23 protein-coding genes and 1 tRNA gene are annotated in these 20,341 nt (G+C 40.4%); 9 read left to right on the top strand and 15 right to left on the bottom strand.

What is annotated here, in order from left to right; genetic code table 11:
* Window positions 1-40: 40 nt before the first annotated feature.
* From flgJ to TW85_RS08000, 11 genes are all read right to left on the bottom strand, one after another.
* The gene (gene flgJ / locus TW85_RS07950) at window positions 41-1,039 is read right to left on the bottom strand and encodes a flagellar assembly peptidoglycan hydrolase FlgJ (RefSeq protein ID WP_046016585.1); all 999 of its coding nucleotides are present in this window, start codon (window positions 1,037-1,039) and stop codon (window positions 41-43) included.
* Between the two features lie 56 nt (window positions 1,040-1,095).
* Window positions 1,096-2,184 carry a flagellar basal body P-ring protein FlgI gene (locus TW85_RS07955; protein WP_046016586.1) on the bottom strand — a complete coding sequence of 363 codons (1,089 nt, stop codon included), beginning with the start codon at window positions 2,182-2,184 and terminating at the stop codon, window positions 1,096-1,098.
* A gap of 25 nt (window positions 2,185-2,209) precedes the next feature.
* The gene (locus tag TW85_RS07960; protein ID WP_052702007.1) at window positions 2,210-3,049 is read right to left on the bottom strand and encodes a flagellar basal body L-ring protein FlgH; all 840 of its coding nucleotides are present in this window, start codon (window positions 3,047-3,049) and stop codon (window positions 2,210-2,212) included.
* Between the two features lie 10 nt (window positions 3,050-3,059).
* Window positions 3,060-3,845, bottom strand: a complete 786-nt coding sequence (gene flgG, locus TW85_RS07965) for a flagellar basal-body rod protein FlgG (RefSeq protein WP_046016587.1) — start codon at window positions 3,843-3,845, stop codon at window positions 3,060-3,062.
* Between the two features lie 44 nt (window positions 3,846-3,889).
* Window positions 3,890-4,633, bottom strand: a complete 744-nt coding sequence (locus tag TW85_RS07970) for a flagellar basal body rod protein FlgF (protein WP_046016588.1) — start codon at window positions 4,631-4,633, stop codon at window positions 3,890-3,892.
* A 117-nt stretch (window positions 4,634-4,750) separates the two neighbouring features.
* Window positions 4,751-6,448: a flagellar hook-basal body complex protein gene (locus TW85_RS07975; protein ID WP_046016589.1), complete on the bottom strand. Its 1,698-nt coding sequence runs from the start codon at window positions 6,446-6,448 to the stop codon at window positions 4,751-4,753.
* Between the two features lie 11 nt (window positions 6,449-6,459).
* Window positions 6,460-7,152, bottom strand: coding sequence for a flagellar hook capping FlgD N-terminal domain-containing protein (locus tag TW85_RS07980; protein WP_046016590.1), 693 nt, complete (start codon window positions 7,150-7,152; stop codon window positions 6,460-6,462).
* Window positions 7,153-7,161: 9 nt separating this feature from the next.
* Window positions 7,162-7,611 carry a flagellar basal body rod protein FlgC gene (gene flgC, locus TW85_RS07985; RefSeq protein WP_046016591.1) on the bottom strand — a complete coding sequence of 150 codons (450 nt, stop codon included), beginning with the start codon at window positions 7,609-7,611 and terminating at the stop codon, window positions 7,162-7,164.
* Window positions 7,612-7,613: 2 nt separating this feature from the next.
* Complete coding sequence (gene flgB, locus TW85_RS07990; RefSeq protein ID WP_046016592.1) at window positions 7,614-8,015, bottom strand: flagellar basal body rod protein FlgB; 402 nt, start codon at window positions 8,013-8,015, stop codon at window positions 7,614-7,616.
* Window positions 8,016-8,291: 276 nt separating this feature from the next.
* A complete protein-coding gene (locus tag TW85_RS07995; protein ID WP_046016593.1) occupies window positions 8,292-9,122 on the bottom strand; it encodes a protein-glutamate O-methyltransferase CheR in 831 nt (276 codons plus the stop codon).
* Between the two features lie 63 nt (window positions 9,123-9,185).
* Window positions 9,186-10,121, bottom strand: coding sequence for a chemotaxis protein CheV (locus TW85_RS08000; protein WP_046016594.1), 936 nt, complete (start codon window positions 10,119-10,121; stop codon window positions 9,186-9,188).
* Between the two features lie 138 nt (window positions 10,122-10,259).
* Between TW85_RS08000 and flgA the strand changes: the two genes are divergently transcribed.
* From flgA to TW85_RS08045, 9 genes are all read left to right on the top strand, one after another.
* A complete protein-coding gene (gene flgA, locus TW85_RS08005) occupies window positions 10,260-10,949 on the top strand; it encodes a flagellar basal body P-ring formation chaperone FlgA (RefSeq protein ID WP_046016595.1) in 690 nt (229 codons plus the stop codon).
* Window positions 10,950-11,076: 127 nt separating this feature from the next.
* A complete protein-coding gene (flgM, locus tag TW85_RS08010) occupies window positions 11,077-11,388 on the top strand; it encodes a flagellar biosynthesis anti-sigma factor FlgM (RefSeq protein WP_046016596.1) in 312 nt (103 codons plus the stop codon).
* 21 nt (window positions 11,389-11,409) lie between these two features.
* A complete protein-coding gene (flgN, locus tag TW85_RS08015; protein ID WP_046016597.1) occupies window positions 11,410-11,886 on the top strand; it encodes a flagellar export chaperone FlgN in 477 nt (158 codons plus the stop codon).
* A gap of 73 nt (window positions 11,887-11,959) precedes the next feature.
* Window positions 11,960-12,035 (top strand) — tRNA-Arg (locus TW85_RS08020).
* 117 nt (window positions 12,036-12,152) lie between these two features.
* Window positions 12,153-12,722 carry a VTT domain-containing protein gene (locus tag TW85_RS08025; protein WP_046016598.1) on the top strand — a complete coding sequence of 190 codons (570 nt, stop codon included), beginning with the start codon at window positions 12,153-12,155 and terminating at the stop codon, window positions 12,720-12,722.
* Entirely contained in the window at window positions 12,719-13,843 is a 1,125-nt protein-coding gene (locus TW85_RS08030; protein ID WP_084616192.1) for a D-alanine--D-alanine ligase, read from the top strand. The genes TW85_RS08025 and TW85_RS08030 overlap by 4 nt, the downstream gene beginning before the upstream one ends.
* 59 nt (window positions 13,844-13,902) lie before the next feature.
* Entirely contained in the window at window positions 13,903-15,693 is a 1,791-nt protein-coding gene (locus TW85_RS08035) for a GNAT family N-acyltransferase (RefSeq protein ID WP_202904841.1), read from the top strand.
* Window positions 15,669-16,214 carry a DinB family protein gene (locus TW85_RS08040; protein ID WP_046016599.1) on the top strand — a complete coding sequence of 182 codons (546 nt, stop codon included), beginning with the start codon at window positions 15,669-15,671 and terminating at the stop codon, window positions 16,212-16,214. Before TW85_RS08035 ends, TW85_RS08040 begins: the two co-directional genes overlap by 25 nt.
* A 15-nt stretch (window positions 16,215-16,229) precedes the next feature.
* A complete protein-coding gene (locus TW85_RS08045; protein ID WP_046016600.1) occupies window positions 16,230-16,967 on the top strand; it encodes an NRDE family protein in 738 nt (245 codons plus the stop codon).
* A gap of 99 nt (window positions 16,968-17,066) precedes the next feature.
* Here TW85_RS08045 and TW85_RS08050 read toward each other — a convergent pair whose 3' ends face one another.
* From TW85_RS08050 to TW85_RS08065, 4 genes are read right to left on the bottom strand one after another with little or no spacing between them, the layout of a single operon-like run.
* A complete protein-coding gene (locus TW85_RS08050) occupies window positions 17,067-17,471 on the bottom strand; it encodes an OsmC family protein (protein ID WP_046016601.1) in 405 nt (134 codons plus the stop codon).
* A 3-nt stretch (window positions 17,472-17,474) separates the two neighbouring features.
* Complete coding sequence (trpC, locus tag TW85_RS08055) at window positions 17,475-18,290, bottom strand: indole-3-glycerol phosphate synthase TrpC (RefSeq protein ID WP_046016602.1); 816 nt, start codon at window positions 18,288-18,290, stop codon at window positions 17,475-17,477.
* A gap of 21 nt (window positions 18,291-18,311) precedes the next feature.
* Window positions 18,312-19,346 carry an anthranilate phosphoribosyltransferase gene (gene trpD / locus TW85_RS08060; RefSeq protein WP_046016603.1) on the bottom strand — a complete coding sequence of 345 codons (1,035 nt, stop codon included), beginning with the start codon at window positions 19,344-19,346 and terminating at the stop codon, window positions 18,312-18,314.
* A gap of 8 nt (window positions 19,347-19,354) precedes the next feature.
* On the bottom strand, window positions 19,355-19,933 hold the full coding sequence (locus tag TW85_RS08065) for an aminodeoxychorismate/anthranilate synthase component II (protein WP_046016604.1): 579 nt from the start codon (window positions 19,931-19,933) through the stop codon (window positions 19,355-19,357).
* Between the last annotated feature and the right edge of the window lie 408 nt (window positions 19,934-20,341).

The following is a 20,341-nucleotide window of genomic DNA, read 5'->3' on the forward strand; positions in this document are numbered from 1 at the left end:
CAAAAACTTGACCAAATTTGAAGATATGAGAAAAAAAGCGCTAGAGGGACTCTAACCACTCGCTTTTAGCGATACCTTGTATTTTCTCACTGTACTTAGGATCTGTCGCATAACCCCCTTGCTGTAAATTTGCGGCAAAGCTTGCCACATCATCTCCGGCAGAAAGGGCACCTTTGTACCTATCACTTGACGTTAAAAAATCAGCGTAATCATCAAAGCTATGAGCAAATGACTGATAAGCTCTAAAAGGAGCGACTTGCTTTTTAGCAACACCATTCTCATATTCTAGCGTAGTCACGACAGCTCTTTCTCCTTGCCATCTTGCATCTGCTTTAATACCAAAAAGGTTATAGCTTGCACTTCCATCTTGCTTAGCAATTGGATATTTACCCCAACCAGTCTCTAAAGCTGCTTGCGCTAAAATTGCCTTAGGGTTCACCCCCAACTTTTCAGCAGCGGCTTTAGCATGAGGCCAAAGCGTTTGAATAAACTCTTCAGGTGATTTGAAAGCCACTTGCTCAGCAGTTTGACCTGTTTGCTTCGTATTTAAATCTAACTGTAGAGTCTCAACTATTTTAGCGAGGTCGATATCTTCATCCGCAGCAACCGATTGAGCTTGAGAAATAAGATCTTGAGAAGCGTTTTTAGCAAGCACTTGAATACGTGCAAGGTCTTGAGTGGCGACTTGATTTAAAAAAGCAGTTTCGGAGCCAGGTTTAGCGCCTGTTGCAGCGCCTTGTCCTTGAAACTGTCGAATAAGAGCATCTGCTATCCCCATACCGCCAGCTTTAGACAAAGACTGAGCCATCTGGGAATCAAGCATTTCTTGATATTGCTTTGACTCATTACTAGAGAATAAATCAGAACCAATGGTTTCATTGGCTTGACGCATATTCTTAAGCATCATATTAATAAAAATAGACTCAAATTCTTGAGCAACTTTCTTTAATGCGGCTTCCGGATCTTGTTTCGCACTCGTTTTCAATTTTGCCAAAGCATTAAAATCGGCATAAAACTCATTTGAACTAACGTTATTCATATCAAGATCCAAGCAAACAGCATAATTATGATTCTATCATAAATAATTTTTTAGCCTTAGATAACCACCAAATCAGCATTAATTGCGCCAGCTTGCTTTAAGCCTTCAAGAATAGCCATCACATCACCAGGCGCCGCCCCAACCTGATTAACCGCACGCACAATATCATTCAATGAAGCACCAGGGCCAAATAAAAACATATGCCCACTATCTTCATTCACCGCAATCTCTTGTCGTGGCGCATAAATAGTTTCACCACCCGTAAGTGGCTCGCCTTGAACAGCAGGAGCCGCTTGAGCTTTTATCGTTACTGTTAGGCTGCCATGAGTAACAGCAGCAGGAGAAACCTTCACATGCTGACCGATAATAATCGTACCCGTTCGAGAGTTAATAACAATTTTGGCTCTCTCCTCACCTAGCTCAACTTCTAAATTCTCTAAAATAGATAGAAAGGTAACTCTTTGGCTTGGATCTCTTGGCGCTGACACACGAATCGATGTTGCATCTAGTGTTTTTGCAACACCTGGACCTAGCAAGGCATTAATACTATCCGAAACTTGTTTCGCTGTTGTGAAATCGGGTCGATTCAAATTAAATGTCAGCGTATCACCACGATTAAAACTATTAGGCACAGTCCTTTCAACACTGGCACCATTGGGAATACGCCCCACGGTTGGAATATTTAAAGAGGTTCTTGAGCCATCATTACCTTGACTCCCCAGACCACCAACAACCAAATTACCTTGTGCTATCGCATAAACTTGGCCATCAGCACCTTTCAGAGTAGATAACAATAAAGTTCCACCTTGAAGACTACTGGCACTACCAATAGAGGAAGCTGTGATATCAATTTTTTGACCGGGCTTAGAGAAAGGAGGCAAGGTTGCCGTTAAAGACACGGCAGCAACATTCTGAGAATTAGCGTTAATCCCTTCCGGCATAACAATACCAAACTGAGCCAACATACCTGTGAAACTTTGATCCGTAAAGTTACTATTATCGCCTGTTCCATTTAGCCCAATAACCAAACCATAACCAAACAATTGGTTATCTCGCACGCCCTCAACAGATGAAATATCTTTTAGTCGATCGGCATTCGCCATCATCGAGATAAAAAAAGCACATATTAATAAGCAATATTTCATTGTCATCAATCCAACAGGTTTCAAATTAATTCGGTACAACACCACGATTCAATAGACGAGTTACCCAACCTTGCTCACTACCAGAGGCAATTTCACCAGAACCTGAATAAGTAATACGAGCATCAGCAACACGAGCAGAGTCGATTGTATTATTTGGCTTAATATCTTGTTTACGAATAATACCTGTTAATCGTATATATTCATCACCTCGATTCAAGGTCACCCACTTCTCACCTCGAACCGCCAACACACCATTTGGATAAACATCATACACGGTCACAGTGATAGTGCCATTTAAACTATTACTCTGATTAGCACCAGCACTACCGGCAAAGTTGGTCCCACCATCCGGCAAGACTGAATCAATATTCACCTCAGTACCAACAACCCTAGGGTTTTGAACTTGAGCAGATGATGACTTAGTCAAAGAGGCATCATTAGATTTACTAGAGCTGGTTGTTTCACTCAAGTTAATCGTTAAAATATCGCCAACACGAGAGGCAGTTTGACTACCAAAGAAGACATCACCCATCCCTACTTTATAGATACCACCATTCACATTTTGTGAAGGCTGAGCTTCATATTTAATAACAGGCGCATAATAGGGATCATCAGATCTTGGTCCATAGTTCATATCTGGCGCATTAAAAGGGTCGCTTTCTTCAGGCACATAAGCATGCTCAGGCGCAGGTTCGAAGACTTTCTCAGGTTCCCCTTCAATCACCTCTTCTACAGGTGCTTCCTCTTCTACCACTTCCTCAACAGCAGGCTCTTCAACAACCTCTTCTGCTGTTTCTTCCGGCTCCCATGAAGCACAACCAGTAAGAAACAGAGCCAATAAAAGCGTAAACCGGACCATAGCCATATCAATAAACCTAAAGCTGCTGAATAACGAAACTCATCATGCCATCTGCTGCTGAGACAACTTTTGAGTTCATTTCGTAACCACGTTGAGCGGTAATCAGATTAACCAATTCCTCAACTGAGTTAACGTTCGATGTTTCCACCATATTTTGTCTAACATTACCCAAAGCAGATGTCCCAGGTACATCAACAATAGGTGCTCCGCTGGCTGCTGTTTCAACAAAAAGGTTTTGACCAATTGAAGACAGACCTTCAGGGTTAATAAAACCAGCTAGGGTTAGCTGCCCCACACCTTCACTATCTGCAGAACCCTGTCTTACGATAGAAACAGTACCATCGTCACCAATAGTCACTGAGGAAGCATCTTGAGGGATAGTTATCTGTGGCTCAACCAAAAAACCAGAGGAAGTCACTAAGCTACCTTCTGAATTCAACTGAAATTGACCATCTCGGGTATAACCCATATTGCCATCTGGCATTAAGATCTGAAAAAAGCCTTGCCCTTGAATAGCAACATCCAAGTCTCTGTCTGTGACATTATAGTCACCTTCAGCAAAGTTCTTTTGCGTTGCTGACACCCTTACACCAGCCCCCATTTGAAGACCCGAAGGCAGCTGGGTATTTTGAGATTGCAAACCACCTGGCTGCTGCACTGTGTGATAAAGCAAATCTTCAAATACTGCTCTATCTTTCTTAAAACCTGTAGTAGAGACGTTTGCTAAGTTGTTTGAAATAACAGACAACTGCTTATCCATTGCAGAAAGACCTGTCTTACTTACCCATAATGCTGGATGCATATTAAACTCTCTTAAAAAATTCGATACTTATTATAAAAATACTATTATGCGTTTCTCTGCAAAATACGCGCCGATGCATTACCATTGTTTCGCACCGTATCCATTACTTTAATATTCATTTCAAATTGGCGAGAAAGCCCCATAATCTTGGTCAACTCTTCCACCGCACTAACATTACTACTTTCAAGAAAACCAGACTTAAGCTCTGTATTAAAGTCTTGCTCCAACAGCGCACCGCTTCTCGCTCTTAACAAGCCATCAGGCCCTTTTTCAATTAATTGAGTGTCTGGGTTAACTAATTTGATCTGGCCAATAGTCGCCACTTCTGAGGCAGTTCCACCTTCTGGGATAATTGATATAGTACCGTCTTCACCAATGGATATTTTATCAATAGGCGGCAAAAAGATTGGCCCTCTCGCTCCCATAATAGGCAAACCACTGCCATTCACTAACTGCCCATTAGCAGTAATCTGCAAATCACCAGAACGTGTATAAGCTTCGCTTCCCTGCGCATCAAGCACAGCAATAAAGCCGCTATCTTTCATAGCAATATCAAGAGATCTGTCTGTTTGAATTAAGGCACCAGACTCATAACGAGTAGCTGGGTTTTCTGTCATAGAATAAACACGGCTTGCATAGTGATCACCATACACAGGCATAGCACGAGCTTGCTCGAAATCAGCTCTAAAACCTGTTGTATTAACGTTTGCAAGGTTGTTGGCGCGAATGGTTTGGGCTTGCATGATTTGCTTACCACCACTCATTGCTAGATACAGGGCTCTATCCATTCTATGCACTCCAAATAAAAAGACTACACTTAGCATTCAAACATCATGCCAAGTATAGTCAGCCCCTTTATTTGGAGATTATCTGACAGAGGGTGTCAGATAATTTTAATCAGGTAATTATCTCAGGTTAATAATTGTCTGAGTCACCGTATTTTCTGTTTCTAAGGTTTTCGAGTTCGCCTGATAGTTTCGCTGCGCCTCAATTAAAGCAACCAATTCAGAGGTCAAATCCACGTTTGATTCCTCTAACGCTCCACCTTGAATACTACCTAAAGTCCCCGTATTTGGCTTACCTACGTTCGCTTGACCTGAGTCAGAGCTAGCCACCCAAGAGGTATCACCAGAAGGCGTTAAACCATCTGTATTATCAAAAGTAGCCAAGGCAATTTGACCTAACACAGACGTTTGCTGGTTAGTATAAGTTGCAATCAAGTAGCCTTCTTCATCAAACGAAACACCTTGCAGTTCACCCGCGGTGAAACCATCTTGCACGAAAACATCACTACTATTTAAGGCAAATTGAGTCGAGCCATTCAAATCTAAAGGAATTTTCGCCGATCTATTGGTTGGATCAAAACCAGAAATTTCCAGCGTAATAGGCTGGGTCACGGCAAAAGGCGGAAAACCTTGTGCCACACCAGAGATATTACCTGCCGTATCAAAGGTCACAACCACATCTTCAGGAATATAAGAGGTCGGCTCTCCTGTTACTGGGTCTTCATATTGGGTTTTACCATCAACCGTTACCACCATTTCATAGGTGTTATTTTCACCCTGCTTAATAAAGTAATAACCAAGGGTATGCTCTTCACCTAGACCATCATACAGTGTCTTAGTATTACCATAGGTATATGTGGTTGGATCAGATGGATCAAAGGCTTCTCGCGCAACACTAATTGGCGGAACAACATTAGCTGCCAGCATGGTATCAGCAATAGCCACACCATTTAACGTACCCGTAATAGCAAAAGGCGTTTGCGCCAAGCTAGTTACACTGGCCGTATCTGGCTGACCCGCTCCCATATATAGAAGCTGGAACGGCTCTTCATTAACACCATCACCATTAAGATCTTTACCTTCTTCTGGACCATTAAAGGTGGCATATTGATCAACCATCCAAGCAGCACCTGTATCATCTGTCGCAGCACCATCAACACTGGCATGCACCTGATAAGTATTTGGCAACTCAGACTTAGCATAATAATAAGTAATAATATGATTAGCACCAGCAGCATCAGTTATCGTCTGAGTTTGGGTAAAGTCATAAGTCTCAGGATCATTAGGATCAAAATCAGCCTCAATATAAGGCGGAACATCCTTCGACTCAGAATCAAGGTTAACCTGAATTTCGATATTTGCAGTTGCTTGTGGCGAAATTCTATCGGTAGGTACTTGAAGGTTTTCCAAGTTACCACCCACTATACCATCAACTGCATTATAACCTTCTACGTTAGCACCATCATTGGTTACAAGATAACCCTCAGCATCTAATTTGAAATCACCAGCACGAGTATAGGCTTGTGTTCCACCTAGATTTAAAACAAAGAAACCTGTGCCATCAACAGCCAAATCAAGGTTGTTATCTGTGTAAGCAATATTACCCGCAGAGAAAGCCTGCGCGATGTTATTTACACTCACACCCGAACCAATAGTATTATTACTACCAGCACCAACAACACTGGTATTATATAAATCACCAAACTCTATTCTAGACTGCTTAAAACCCGTTGTATCCGAGTTGGCAATATTGTCACCCGTTACACTTAATGCATCGGCAGACGCTTTAATACCAGATAATGCTGTATTGAAACCCATAACCCTCTCACTTAGCCAACTATATCAAGCTCTTCAGTTAATCCAATTTTGCCCACCCCTGATACATTCAACTCTGTACCATTCGGGCCACTAATCGTTACACCTTCAATCTTGGCAGGAAGCCGAGTCATTAAAGATGTCTTTACACCCTCTCCATCAATAGAAAGAGCCTTAAAATTATATTCTCCGGCTGCTAATGCATTACCTTCATTATCTTTGCCATCCCATACAAATGACTCTTCATGCACATTCATATCACGCACAAGCTGCCCATCTGCATTACGTATTTCTAATGTTGTCGACAAAGACACTTCAGGAATATTCATTTTAACCGGCACATCACCACCCTCATCTAAGGTAGCAACATTGGTATTCGCCATGATTTTTTGACCAACGAGTGTCGATGCAGAAATAGCCTGACTAGAGGTTAATGCACTCGTCATAGACTCCAGTTGAGTCGAAATAGTTGACAGCTCTTCAAGAGAACTCATCTCAGCAATTTGAGAAACCATCTTATTAGTATCTTGGGGCGCTGTGGGGTCTTGCGCTTTTAGTTGCTCAATATAAAGCGTCATAAAAACATCAGTATCCGTTAACGCTTTGGAGTCTTCAGTTGCTTCAACATCAACTCCAGCCTTAACCTTGGCATTATCCGTACCATACTGAGAAATTAGCCCACTTAAGCTAGCATCAAAATCTGCCATAAACTACCTCTACGCTTGCCCAAGAGTTAGCATTTTCTGCATCATACTCTTAGCAGAATTCATCACTTCAACGTTGGTTTGAAATGACCTTGACGCGGACATCATATCGGCCATTTCTTCTACTGGGTTCACATTAGAATAGTAGACATAGCCAGTCTCATTTGCCATTGGATGATCAGGTTCATACCTTGGCTGCAAAGGTGCATCAGATTCAACAATACCTTTTACCTCAACACCAACACCTGCTCCAAACTCATCATTTGAAACCTCATTCCACCCATAACCACGCATAGACTCTTGCATCATGGTCGAAAAGACAGGCTTACGAGCTCGGTAGGTTTGATCTTCAGAACTTGCAACCGTTTCAGCATTAGCAATGTTACTTGCAACCGTATTCAAACGTACTGTTTGAGCACTCATCGCTGAACCGGAAATAGCAAAGATATTATTAAGCGACATTCTTATGAGCCTCCATTAAGAGCTTTCTTCATCGAACTGATTTTTCGATCAAGAAACATAAAGCTGGTATCAAACTGCAAAGAGTTCTGAGCAAATTCAGCTTGCTCTCTTTGCAAATCTACGGTATTCCCATCCAAAGAAGGCTGGGAGGCCACACGGTACGATAAATCTTCATCTTCACGAATTGAACTAGAAGCTAAATCAAAATGCTTAGAATTGGTTGAACGCATTTTTAAAGCATCACCCTGAGCCCTAGACATAGCAGATGAAAAGCTAATATCACGCGCTTTAAAGTTTGGGGTGTCTGCATTAGCAATATTATTCGCAAGAACAGCCGCACGATCACTTCGAAATTTTAAAAACTTATCATGACCTGCAAAAGCACTATCAAACGAAATTGCCATTTATTAAGCCTCTTTTCTTCATTCAATTCATTGGGTCTCTTGATAAAGCAATTATGATGCCAATTTAAATAAGCCCGCAAAGCTAATAGAAACGCATTAACTCAAATTAGTTTTGAGCTTGAACGGCAAAAAGCGGCAACAAAGTGAAGGAAGGCATGCGGCAAACAAAAATAGGAGACAAGCCTGCTGCCATTGGCAAAAAACAGGCAATAAAAAAGCCAGCTACCTAGATAGCTGACTTTTTAAATTTTTTAGCGTCACCTAATTCAGGTGAAACTATTTAGCACGATAAACAATACCCGGGTGACATTGGACTATTTCAAACATATCCGACAAACCACTTAACGCTTCAGAGCCCCCTAAAAATAAATAACCTCCAGGGTTAAGCGCCTTATGCATTCTCGTTAAGATATCCAACTTCAAATCCGCAGAAAAATAGATCAATACATTTCGACAAAAGATCACATCAAACTTACCTAACGCTGTATAGCTTTCGATTAAATTTAAGTATCTAAAGTCAACTCGACTACTTATTGCTGATTTGATTTTCCAAGATCCATTCTCTTGTTTATCAAAATACTTTTTTTGCCTATCTACAGCGAGTCCACGAGCAATAGCAAGATGGTCATATTCAGCCTGCTTTGCGTGAGCTAATATATTAGTACAAATATCTGTCGCTATAATTTTCTCGCCAGCTCTTAAAACACCAGGGTTTGAGGCTTTAAACTCATCAATAACCATACTAATAGAGTATGCTTCTTGCCCTGTTGATGCTGCTGCTGACCAAATCCTCAAGGCAGACTTGCCCTTTTCAGGAAGTATTCTATCTTTCAAAATATTAAATGGATGAGCATCACGAAACCATAAGGTTTCATTTGTTGTCATCGCATTTATTACTTCTTCTTTTAATTTAGCACTTCCGAACTTCTTTAATGCCTCAACCAATTGTTCGAGCTTAGTAAAGCCCTCTCGCTCCAACAATTTCCCCAAACGGCTCGCAACAAGATATTGCTTATTATCACTAAGCAAAATGCCACAGGCTTGTTCTAGGTAATTGCGAAAATGTTCATACCCCTGAGGAGTTATGGCATTTGTACTACTCAGCATCTAGCCCCCGACACCATGTCTTTCCAATGCAGTTAATAGCACCAAAGATTAACTCTTTGAGCATTAACTTGCTTCAACTTGCTTTTCAATTGCCTCGATCGCAATTTTAGCTAATTCATCCGGTTGGAATTTTGCCAAGAATCCATCTGCGCCTACTTTCTTAACCATGGCCTCATTAAATACACCACTTAATGAAGTATGTAATAGGATGAAAAGTTCTTGTAGTCGACTATCGTTCCTGATTTCAGTTGTGAGGGTATAGCCATCCATTTCAGGCATCTCAATATCAGAAATAATCATGGAGAATTCTTTAGTAACATCACCACCGTCATCCGCCATATTTCTCAAGAAGTCGATTGCCTCACGACCGTCACATAAAACGGTTGTGGCAAAACCAACATCTTCCATACAACGCTTAATCTGTTTACGGGCCACGCTGGAATCGTCAACAATTAAGATGTGGTGTTTAACCGCTTCTGTTTGGAACTCTTCACTGACAATACCAGTCGAAATATTTTGTTTAGTTGGAGCAACTTCAGAAAGAATTTGTTCAACATCAATAATTTCGACCATTTCTTTTTCTACCTGACACACGGCTGTTAGGTAGTTATCGTTTGAAAGTCCTTTTGGTGGTGGCTGAATATCGCTCCAGTTCATATTAACAATACGCTCAACACCTTTAACCAAAAAGCCCTGAATTCTGCGATTATATTCAGTAATAATGACAAAGCATTGATCAATATTTTCAATTGGACTGTCTCCAGTCGCCAAGCCGAGATCAAGAATGGGAATAGTTCCACCTCGAATATGCGCTACACCACGAACAACAGGGCTACTGTGAGGCATGCTTGTTAACTTAGGGCACTGTAAAACTTCCTTAACTTTAAAAACATTGATTCCATACACTTGCTTTCCATTCAAGCGAAATAGCAATAACTCAAGGCGGTTCTCCCCAACTAATTGGGTACGCTGATTAACGCTTTCGAGAACTCCGGCCATAAATGCCTCCTACTTGTGATGACACGATTTGAGATTAAACTCTTAAATAGAATATATCGTCCAATGATAGAGTGAATTCTGTTATTTTACTAATCCCTTTAACGCCCACTTTTAATTTTTTATGGAAATAACTGCTCTATGAAGCAATACAAGTTAATTTCAATCATATTTGCGTTGTTGTGCAACAATGTTTTTGCAGCAACAACAGAAGAACAAATTAACTATTTTATTAAAAACATTGAACTACCTAGACTCGCTTCTAGTTACCCCAATGCAGAAATTATTATCAGCTTAGAAAATAGAGGTGGGTTAAATTACCTTCCGGCATGTGATCAGGCGATATCAGTCGAAAACCAAAGAGTAAACTCAAAGAAAAGAACAACTTACGCAATATCTTGCCAACAACCTGAGTGGAAATCTTTTATTCCCGTATCCCAAAAAATTCTTGTTGAAGCAATAAAAGCAATCGCTCCAATCAGAAGAAAACAAACAATTGACGCAAGCAATACTGTGTTAGATAAGGTTGATTTAACGCAAGTTAGAGGGCAAGTTTACTCGCCCTCTTCACCGCCTTACGGCCTCATTGCAAAACGTAACATAAATATAAATACCTTTATAACCAAAGAATTAACTGAACTTCCAATTATTGTTAAACGAGGTCAAAACGTACTCATTTCAGCTCAAAGCGGCTTAATTAACGTCAAAATGAATGGGGTTGCGGCCGAAGACGGTACACTCGGACAACAAATTAAAGTTAAAAATGTAAGTTCTGGTCGTTTTGTGTACGGTAAAGTTGTTTCTGAAGCCGAGATTCGAGTAAACTATTAGGAAATCAGTGAAGAGATTAAAATAACTTTGTATTTATTCATTAAATACCTAAAGTTATAGGTCAATATGCCGATTAAAATGTTAGGCAGGTAAAAAGTTTTAGGCAAAAACTTAGAGGCGAAACAAAATGGCATTTAATATCAATGGGTATGGCAATCAACCCAGCGTAACAAAGAACGATAGATTACAAAAATCTAACGACGAACAAGAGTCAAGTAAATCTGTTCAAGCAGAAAAAAGTGGCACACTTACTGACGACACAGTAAAGCTAAGTGGTGCAGCTCAATCGATGCAAAGCCATCAAAGCAAGATCAATAGCATGCCAGATATGGATATGGCTAAGGTCGAGCAAATTAAGCTTGCTATCTCATCTGGTCAATATAAAGTTGACTCAGAGAAATTGGCGAGCAATATGGTTGCTATGGACTCAATGTTTTAGGCCTAAGACACACTTATTGCCATGCTGCCTCTCATCCCTGTCCTTAAGCGAAATATAGAATTATTAAATATTCTTCTTGATCTTCTGACGCAAGAAAGAGCTGCTTTTGGCTCTTTAAATACTACTCGTATCCAAGAAATATCTGATGCTAAACAGTCTGCCATTGACGAATTAGACTCACTTGGAGAGAAGCAACACAAGATCCTCTGCAAATTTGGGGTTATCAACCCTAGAAAGCCTGAGCCAGGTGCATTTAAAAACTGGCTATCTCAACAGTCGCCCGATGATGAAACCCGACTACTAGTTGAAGAGTGTGAAGAGTTACTGGTTCAATGCAAAGGCAAAAATTTTGCTAACGAAAGAGTATTAAGTTCTGTTCGCCGCCGCAATCAAGCTATGCTAGAAATCCTTAAAGGCCAAAACAAGAAACACAGGGTTTACACTGCTACGGGAGATAGTCGACCTATCAGCAGTAAACACATTATCGGAAGTGCCTAATTAACTGTTTATAATCAATGACTAATAATTGAAATAAGCACAAAATTAAGGTATAAAATCGCACACATACTAAGTCCTCATAGGTAAACAGGATATACCTGCCGCCTCCTAAGCGGCTATTCCAGGTTCGAGTCCTGGTGAGGACACCATCCCCCTTTCGTTATTCCTAATTTAAATCTAATCCTTTCACTTTCTTTACAATCAACTGAACTTTTTATATACCAGAATGTCCTAACTGAAGTTATTTAATATCCCTGGACAAGCTAATGATAGAAATGCTCATTAACTGGACTCAAAACCCAGCTTTGCTCTTTATAGGCATCATTTTGATGTCATATCTTCTAGAAGATGCTGCGATTATTAGCGCTGCTCTTTTAGGGGTTGAAGGCAGCCTCTCATACACAGCAGGTCTAATATCTATTTTTATTGGTATCGCCAGTGGTGACTTAATTCTTTACTACTTAGGCAAATCAAGCCACAGAATTCAGTGGGCTAAAAAACGACTGGAATCAAAGACAGGTATCGAGATTAGTAAACGATTACAAAAGACTGCTTTTTGGTCAATCTTCATCATTCGTTTCATTCCAGGGTTAAGAAGTATTAGCTACTTAGCCTGTGGTGCATTAAAAGTCGACCTGAAAGTCTTTTTCCTTTCTGTCATGAGTGCCACTGCGCTATGGTGTATCTTTATCTACAGCGCCATCTTCTTCATTGGTGATGCCCTATGGCTAACTGATTCAGCTTGGCGTTGGGCGCTTGCCCCAGTTCTACTTTTAATTATTTATTTTGCTAATAGACAAGTTAGCCAGGCCATCACTAAGGAGCCTTCAGTTTGAAAACACACAGCATCCCATTACCAAAAGGTATTAATGAAGGTATGCCTCCTCTTGAGGTGAGCGATAACATCACCTCATTTTTTGAGTTTTGGCCTGCATGGGCCATGTACACCCCCGTGATTATCCAATGGCTATTATTAAGCGCGAGATACAGAAGCTTAAGTCTTCCACTGATTGCCAACCCAAGTATTCCTCTATCAGGCATGGTTGGTGAATCAAAGTCGGATATTTTAGATCTAGCATCGGACGCCTCTTCAAAGTCTATTTGCCAATTCACCACCTATCATAGAGGTGAGGCAGAGACGGCTGAAGCTGATGCGAATCAAGCTTTAGATAAATACTACCAAAAAGGCCTTTCCCTTCCTCTGGTTGCCAAACCAGACTTAGGGTGTCGTGGTGCTGGCGTAAGGCTAATTAACCAAGAAGTACAACTAGTGGATTATCTTAAGGCTTTTCCACTGGGAGCTAAGCTACTCTTACAAGAGAGATCACAATACCAAGCTGAAGCGGGTATTTTTTATATTCGTTACCCAGGTCAAAAACAAGGCAAGATTATTTCTATCACCTTGAAATATACGCCTTGGGTAATCGGTGATGGCGTAAGTACCTTAAAGCAATTAATCATGGCAGATAAAAGAGCAGGAAAGCTATCTCATATCTATCTAGATCGTCATGCAGACAAGCTAGAGACAGTATTAGCCAAAGATGAAGCCTTCCGCCTTGCTTTTGCAGGTAGCCATAGTCGCGGCAGTATTTTTCGCAACGGTAATGAATATATAACCGATGCTTTGACACAATCTTTAGATACTTTCTTTGATGGCGTTCCTGGCTATCACTTTGGACGCTTAGATCTCAAATTTAAAAATATTGATGATCTTATGGCTGGTAAAAACTACCAGATCTTAGAAATGAATGGTGCAAGTAGTGAAGCAACTCATATTTGGGACAGTCGAACAAGCCTTGCAGAAGCCTTCAAAACCTTATTAAAGCAATATCAAATTCTATTTAAAATTGGTTATTTACAACGAAAAGAAGGACATAAGCCTCCTTCTCTTTTACAGCTTTATAAGGCTTGGCAAGAAGAAAAACGTTGGGTTAAGGACTATCCTTCAACCGACTAACCAAATGAAAAGTAACATAAGCAAGATACTTAGCTGCACAATTAATTTGAGATACATGTATGGCAACTAGCAACGAAATGAATACTGAGATTGAAACAAGCCCATTTTTGCTACCTAGGTCGAAAACCTTAAAATGGTTCGCCCCAGCAATAGAAAGCATGACAGGCTTAAAAAGCTTACATAAACACTATTTGGATCGTCCTTCTAACGCCAGTACAGAGTCTTTTTTAACTCATACTCTAGATGCACTAGGTATTAGCTATCAGACCCACAGGCTTGATCAGGATAACATCCCAGCTTCTGGCCCTCTATTGATCGTCGCGAACCACCCTCTTGGTGGAGTTGAAGGTGTTATTCTGGCTAAGATCTTACTCGCTTATCGATCAGATCTACTGGTAATGGCTAATCACTTCCTAAAACGCATTCCAGAGCTTTCTTCCTTGTTTATTGGCGTTGATGTATTTGAAGGCCCAGAAGCAATGAAAGCTAACTTAAAGGCGATTAAGCAGGCCCATAAACACCTAGCTAACCAAGGTGCATTGTTAATTTTCCCTGCAGGTGAGGTATCTACTTATGATAATGAGACAAACCAACTGCAAGATAAAGAGTGGAATAGGCTTGTCGGTAAGCTAGCTCAAAAGCATAAAGCGGCTTGTCTTCCTGTATTTATTGGCGGTCAAAACTCCAAGGCATTTTACCTAGCAGGAAAAGTACACCCACGTTTACGTACCCTGCTTTTAGGACGTGAGTTACTCAATAAAAAAGGCAAAGAGATCCCTATTTACGGGGGGAACCTTATCCCTAACTCTGAGTTTTCAAAACTCAATAATGTGGATGACATCACCAACTACCTTCGCCTTAACACTTATGTTATTGAGCAAAGTAATCTTAGTGAAAACAGCCCACTAAACGCACTTGAGAATCCATTAGAAATCGAAGCAGATATTGGTGCTGATGTATTACAAGAGGCCATTACAGCACTACCTGAAGACAGCCTGCTACTTGAACAAAAACAGTTTAGTGTTTTCATCAGTAGCTCTGAGCATATGGGTCCGATACTGCAACAAATTGGTATTATGCGTGAGCGTAATTTCCGGGTAGTGGGAGAAGGCACTGGCAAATCGATTGACCTTGATGAGTTCGATCAAGATTACATGCACCTCTTCATTTGGGATACAGACGAGAAAGTCATCGCTGGTGCATATCGCTTAGGCTTAGTTGATCAAATACTAGATAAAAAAGGAATTAAAGGGCTTTATAGCCGTACTTTATTCGACTTTGATGACAACTTCCTTAACTTACAAGGCAAGTCGATTGAGATGGGCCGATCAGTCATTGACGCTCCTTATCAACGCAGCCTGTCGGCCTTATTACTCTTATGGAAAGGTATAGGCACCTTTGTTGCCAGGAACCCTAGCTATCAGACTCTATTTGGCCCAGTTAGCATCAGCGGTGAATACCAAACCCTTACGCATCAGCTTATTGTGCAATGTTTAACAGCACATTATTACGATTCCGAATCGGCAAATTTAGTCAAAGCAACGAACCCTCTATTACCTAGTAAAAAGCCTTTCTGGTCCCTAAGTTTGCTTAGTGGCTTAGGCGATTTGCAATTACTGTCCAACCTTGTCTCTCGCTTGGAAAAAGGTAAAGGTCTCCCCGTTTTAATCAGACAATACCTTGCTTTAAAAGGACGATTCGTCAGTTTCAATGTTGATCCAGACTTCAATCAAACGGTTGATGGATTAATTCTAGTAAATTTACCGGACGTGCCTGAACGCATGTTGGGCAAATACATGGGCAATGAACAAGCAAAACGTTATTTATGTCATTACGAGAAAAGCGAGTAGATCAGATGCTTCCAGTTATTAAAGGTAATCTAGAAGGCCTTAAACAAGCCAAAGAAATCGTTGAACGCTTATCTGATAGCGCCTATACCCAAGTGTATACACCCTATTTACAAAGCAGCATAGGTCAGCACTTAAGACATATTATTGATAACTACTTTACTTTGATTCAAGGCTTAGAGAATAGTCACATTGACTATAATTGGCGACGTAGAGGCGCTCTTGTAGAGCAATCAAGACAAACAGCTCTTGCAGAATTAGACGAGCTTAGCAACTGGCTCATCAATCTAGATGAGAAGGATATTGAGCAAAAGCTCAGTCTAGTGTCTGAAGTTTGCTTAGCTGAAACGAAATCGGATTTTGCTCAATCTAATTTACATAGAGAGCTAATTTTTGTGGCAAGCCACAGCATTCATCATATTGCCATTATTAGTATGAATATGCGTTTGCAAGAAATAGAAGTGCCTGAACATTATGGTTTAGCACCTGCAACAGCAACCTTTTTACGTCAACAAGACCAATAACTTCAGGATAACTCAATGTGCACACTTAGCTGGCTTAAAACCAATACTGGATACGAAGTCTTTTTTAATCGTGATGAACAAAGAACACGATTAATTGCTTCGCTACCTGAGCGCTATAAAACCGCTTCTGGTAACCAGTATATTATGCCAACCGATCGTAATTCCGGTGGTAGCTGGATAGGTGTAACAGATTCTGGTGTTGGAATATGCTTATTAAACTTCTATCAAGGTATTACACCTAAGACAGAACTAATAAGTCGTGGCTTGTTAGTTAAAGATCTTTTAGCGCTTAGTAAGGCTGATAAGGTGTTAGATCATATAAAACATTTAAACTGCCAGCATTATGCCCCTTTCACTTTAGTCATCTTTATACCAGACCAAGCTCATCCTATTAGTGTGTGCTGGGATGGCATTCAATTAACTGACCTTATTATTGAATCCCCTTACACCTCGTCTGGTGTGGAATTCCCTCAAGTGTCGCAAGCAAGGCAAGAAACCTTTAGACAATATTTTCAAGGTAGAACGGCCTGTATTGATCAACTAAAGTCATATCATGCTTCCCATTACCCAGAAAAGTCGAAATGGTCTGTATGTATGCATAGAGAAGATGCTTGCACAGTTAGTTTTAGCCATATGTCCATTCAAGAATTTAGCAGTAGCTTTCACTATATTGACGGCTCTCCTTGCGAACAGAATGCTCAAACTTCCTCTATTAGCTTGGACAGAATTAGTCTGATGTCAGAAACAGCATGATGTTAAGAACAAACTTTTAGAAGAAAGATTGCTGAATAAATTTAAGACATAAAAAAAGGCCTAATGGCCTTTTTTTATTAGCATGATTAAAACGGCTTATTAAGCTTCTTTAATCTCAAAGCTATGTACTATCTTAACGCCACCTTTTTCTAGCATCAAAGAAGCAGAGCAATACTGCTCTGCAGATAGTTTTACCGCTTTAGCCACAGCAGATTCTTTTAGCTTACTGCCTGTCACAATAAATTTAACGCGAATCTCAGTAAAAACAGATGGCACTGTATCAGCTCTATCTGCATCAATTTCGGCAACACAAGAGACAACATCTTGACGTGCTTTCTTAAGAATATTGACTACATCATAAGAAGTACATCCACCAAGACCGGCTAACAATAGCTCCATTGGTCTTGAGCCTTTTTCTTGGCTACCATCCATTTCAATAGTAAAGCCAGAGCCAGTTTTAGCTGTAAAATGTACGTCTTGATTCCACTCAACCGTCGTTTTCATTGTCTACCCTTCAAATAATTCTGCTAATTTTGCCCCAGGTTCATTCGCCTTCATAAAGGCTTCCCCTACTAAAAAGGCATTAATATCTTTTTCTCTCATCGCTGCCACATCATCACTCGTGTGAATTCCGCTTTCGGTCACGATAAAGCGATCTGTCGGTATATAAGGTAAGAGTTCGAATGTATTTTCTAAGCTCAACTCAAAGGTATGTAAATCTCGGTTATTGATACCTAACAACTCTGTTTCAGTAAACTCTAAAGCTAGATCTAGCTCTGCTTTATTATGTACTTCAACCAATACATCCATACCAAGTTCACGAGCTAATTGGTCGAGCTCTCTTAACTTATCTCCAGACAAGCAAGCCGCAATCAGAAGAATACAGTCTGCACCAATCGCTCTTGCTTCATAAACTTGAAACTCATCGACGATAAAGTCTTTGCGAATCACAGGTAAGGAGCAGGCATTTCTAGCTTCTTCCAAATAGTCCTCATGGCCTTGAAAGAAATCTCTATCGGTCAAAACAGACAGACAAGCTGCCCCGCCTTTCTCATAAGACTTAGCAATTTCGGCTGGAACAAAAATCTCTCTCAATACACCTTTACTCGGTGATGCCTTTTTTATCTCAGCAATAACGGCTGAATCACCTTGAGCAACTTTCGCCTTTAAAGAAGCAGCAAAACCACGAACACGGTTATGTGAGTTCGCCGCGATAACTGCCACTTTCAACTTTTCTAAAGGAGTATGATTTTTTCGTTCAGTAATTTCTTCATGCTTTCTAGCAACAATCTTCTTTAATATTGTTGGCGTTTCAATTTGCATATTAACCACAATTCCTAAAATTTAGTTATCTAGATAGCATTGCGTAAATGCTGCTAGTTCAGTTAGTTTCACTCGCGCTAAGCCACCGCCAATCACATCTTCAGCAATAGCAACACCTTCAGCAAGGTTATCAGCAATGCCAGCGACATAAATTGCTGCACCCGCGTTTAGAGCAACAATATCACGAGCAGGATTCACCACACCTTTGCCTTCTAGCGCACTATGCACAAGCTCTAAGCTTTCTTCTACATTTTCTGCCTGAAGTGGCGCGATTGATTGAGTTTCGATATTAAAATCTTCTGGTTGAATACTATATTCACGAATCTCATTGTCTTTCAGTTCAGCAACAAAAGTGGGTGCAGCTAAACTGATTTCATCTAAACCATCCTGAGAGTGAACCACCATTACGTGTTCGCTACCTAGACGCTGCAACACTTCCGCCATAGGACGAACCCACTTTTTATCAAACACTCCCATTACTTGGCGTTTTGTACCAGCAGGGTTTGTCAGTGGCCCAAGCAGGTTGAAAATAGTACGAACAGCCATTTCCTTACGAGGTACTATAGCGTGCTTCATTGCAGAGTGATGATTGGGGGCGAACATAAAGCCTAAACCCACTTCTTCAACACAGGTTTTTACCTGCTCAGCAGACAATGCTAGGTTTACACCCGCTTTTTCTAATAAGTCAGCACTACCCGATTTTGACGAAACCGAACGGTTACCATGCTTAGCAACCTTGCCGCCTGCTGCGGCAACAACAAAAGATGATGCGGTAGAAACATTAAATAGCTTTCCACCATCGCCACCTGTACCACAGGTATCGATAATATTATCAATATTTGATAATTCGACTTTAGAAGACAGCTCACGCATTACACTTGCAGCAGCGGCAATTTCAGCAACTGTTTCACCTTTCATGCGAAGGCCTACCAAAAAGCCACCAATTTGTGATGGTGTCGCTTCTCCAGTCATAATTGAATGCATGACTTCATGCATTTCTTCTGCACTTAAATGCTGCTGCTCAATGACAGTGGCAATGGCGCTTTGAATATCCATTATGTCTCCTATCGCTTTAAAAAGTTAGCAAGCAGATCATGACCTGCTTCCGTTAATATTGATTCTGGATGGAACTGAACGCCTTCAATCGGAAGGGTTTTATGTTTGAGTCCCATAATTTCATCTAGCTCACCCTCACATCCTTCAGTCCATGCGGTCACTTCTAAACACGCAGGCAACGAATCTTGCTCTACCACTAAAGAATGATAACGGGTAACAAGTTGAGGATTAGGTAACGATTGGAACAATGACGAATCCGTATGATGTACCGATGATATTTTTCCATGCATTACTTGTTTGGCACGAACTACTTTACCACCAAACACTTGTCCAATGCTCTGATGTCCCAAACAAATACCTAAAATAGGTATTTTCCCAGCAAAGTATTCAATCGCAGCCAATGACACACCGGCTTCATTCGGTGTGCAAGGTCCGGGGGAAATCACTAAATGAGAGGGATTTAGTGCTTCAATTTTCTCTAAGGTAATTTCATCATTACGATAAACTTCTACCTCAGCACCTAGTTCTCTAAAGTATTGTACTAGGTTATAAGTAAAGGAATCGTAATTATCGATCATTAGTAACATAAATATTTCAAGCCATTGAAACTAAAGGTTTTATTTAAATAATATGTTTGAATTACCCCTATTATCACCCCTTTCAAACACTTGAATACAGATAAATAATGACGTATTGGCGCGGATTTTATCTTATTTATCACTGTAACTCTAACACTAGATTTGTATTTCAATATAGCCGCTAAGACTAAAATAAACTCCCTCTTTTAAAACGACATTCATTTATCAAAAAATCCAACAACACCTGTATAGCAGTGCTTTCTATAACTTAAGTTTTGCTAAAGTCCTTTCCCAAAAATTTGAACAGAATAAACGCCATTTTGAAGTGCTTCCCTCTTTGAATACTTACCTCAAAAAACACCTAAGCTCAGATTTTAATGCCGAGTGTTCAAGAACTTGGAACAACTACAGTTAAAG

It is taken from the genome of Marinomonas sp. S3726, from assembly GCF_000967665.1.
In the GTDB taxonomy this organism is placed as follows: Bacteria; Pseudomonadota; Gammaproteobacteria; order Pseudomonadales; family Marinomonadaceae; genus Marinomonas.